The sequence below is a fragment of the Bartonella sp. MU37NMGALS genome, assembly GCF_042194015.1.
In the GTDB taxonomy this organism is placed as follows: domain Bacteria; phylum Pseudomonadota; class Alphaproteobacteria; order Rhizobiales; family Rhizobiaceae; genus Bartonella; species Bartonella grahamii.
Genome location: NZ_JBHIML010000056.1, coordinates 1 through 2,077, shown reverse-complemented (window position 1 = coordinate 2,077; position 2,077 = coordinate 1). Strand labels below are relative to the sequence as shown.

2 protein-coding genes are annotated in these 2,077 nt (G+C 32.4%); both read right to left on the bottom strand.

The features are described 5' to 3' along the window. Positions 1 to 136: 136 nt before the first annotated feature. Positions 137 to 418: an addiction module antidote protein gene (locus tag ACFIJP_RS08805; protein WP_375627018.1), complete on the bottom strand. Its 282-nt coding sequence runs from the start codon at positions 416 to 418 to the stop codon at positions 137 to 139. Continuing rightward, positions 399 to 707 (bottom strand): type II toxin-antitoxin system RelE/ParE family toxin, encoded by a 309-nt coding sequence (locus ACFIJP_RS08800; protein ID WP_375627016.1) that lies wholly within the window; start codon positions 705 to 707, stop codon positions 399 to 401. Before ACFIJP_RS08800 ends, ACFIJP_RS08805 begins: the two co-directional genes overlap by 20 nt. Between the last annotated feature and the right edge of the window lie 1,370 nt (positions 708 to 2,077).

Sequence of the window (2,077 nt, the reverse complement as noted above, 5' to 3'; positions counted from 1 at the left end):
TTTGTTCCAGAAGATCAAGAGCTTACGCTTTATGCAACACGGGATAAAACAACCGCGGCTGGAGAGTGTGTTGTGGTGGTGCAATTTGTGACTAATCGTTGAGAGGTATAGGGGAAGGCTTAATTCCCCTCACGATTTATGGAGCAGATTGTACGCTTAGTTGCAAATTAAGGGCAGATAAGACAGCGACTAAGGTAGAAAGTTTAGGATCACCAGTCTTACTTAAGGAGCGATATAAACCACTGCGTTCACGATTGGTTTCTTTTGCTAAGGCTCTCATATTTTGAGCACGTGCAACAATACCAAGGGCATCTGCTATATGAGCAGCATCACCAGTTTTGAAGGCTTCATTGAGAAATATTTGTTGTTCCTCAGTGGTTTCAAGATATTCTTCTGGTTTAAATGGTGTAGCTTTCATCACTATACTCCTCTTTTAACTTTAACGCTTGTTCAATATCTTTTTTCTGCGTTGACTTATCTCCACCGCATAACAAAAGAATAAAATCAGAGCCTTTTTGGGTAAAATAAATTCGGTAACCAGCCCCATAGTGGATACGTAATTCACCAATGCCATTAAAGAATTTAACATCACCTAAAAGACCTTGTCTTAATCGTATAACACGTTGAAGAATAATAGCTTTAACGCCTTTATCTTTGAGTTTTTTAAGCCAAGTATCAAATTCTATCGTTTTATGAATGGTTATCATCAGTGCACTATACTACACAAAATATATAATATCAATAGTAATAATTTTTACAGAAAGGTATTTTGATGACACGCCATTATATTCGGGTTAAAACCGGAGGACCGATACCAGTAAAGCGAGATGTTTATCGTCATAAGAGAACACTTTCGCACTTAGTGTCGGTCATTCAAGATATAATACTAAAAAATACAATAAAGTCAATAGTTTGTGTGCAATTATTTTATATGAATCCACTCAAGAATCCATCTTTTTATGCATGATTCATTTGACCATTTTTTATATAAGATTGCCATGTATGAATAGACCATAAAAAGCAAATCATAATGTAAATATTATAACGCATGTAAACGTTCATATGAAATGAAAAGCAGTTATCATTCATAACAGTTCATAAATTTTATGATACGTTTTTATCACAGCACAAATCGCATACGTTTAAAGATCCCATCTTGTTTTAAAGATTGGATTGTTAATCACATGATAAAAACATAAAATTACAGTTCTCAAAATTAGAAGCGTAAAATAGAGAGCTGTCATAACAGCATCATCATAACAGCGAACATTTTAAAGATTGCATAAAAGGATTAAGGACAAGATCGCTTTTAAAACGCTGTCTAAAAGTTTAGAAAACGATAAAGAGGTCTTTTATATCTTATGAAATCAAAAGCCTTTTAATGAATAGATTGCAGGCTAGTTTTGAAGAACGGAACTATTCGCTTCCATAAAAAAATGGAGGCAAATAATGCCATGGCAGTAGAATTACTATCTACTTTAGATTTGGTACTAAAAACGTTTTAAAAGTTACCATTTAAAAGTACAGAGCACAAATATAGAGCGATTAATTTGCAAAGAAGTTCTGTTTAAAAGAAACTTATGAAAGCCTTTCTAAATGAACGTTTAAACGTTTGAAACTGATGTTTAATAACAGTTTTTAAAGCCTTTCGTTTGATAAAAGCGGTTATTTATTTGTCTTATGAGAGATTGTTTTGAAAACCAATACTCGTAAATGTAAAAAACGAGTTTTGTTAAAGCTAACAAGCGTTTTGATTTTATAGAATGCGTTATTTGAATTCACTCAGCTCGATTTTGAGCTTAGTATATTGAAACGTTTTAAAAGAAGCATTTTGATCATGGGCTTTGTTTTAAATAAATCTCTTTAAGATAAAGACATTATGATTGATATATTTAATGGCGACAAAAAGCATTTATAGGCTCTCTCATTCAAATGAGTGATTAAAGATCATACGCACATTTACGTTTCTTTTAATAAGTTTTCATATCTCTCATAGAGCACTTGCAATATGATACGTTTTGTATATATGCATTCATTACTCCATTGTGGATGATTCATTTTAATCAATAAAAAACGC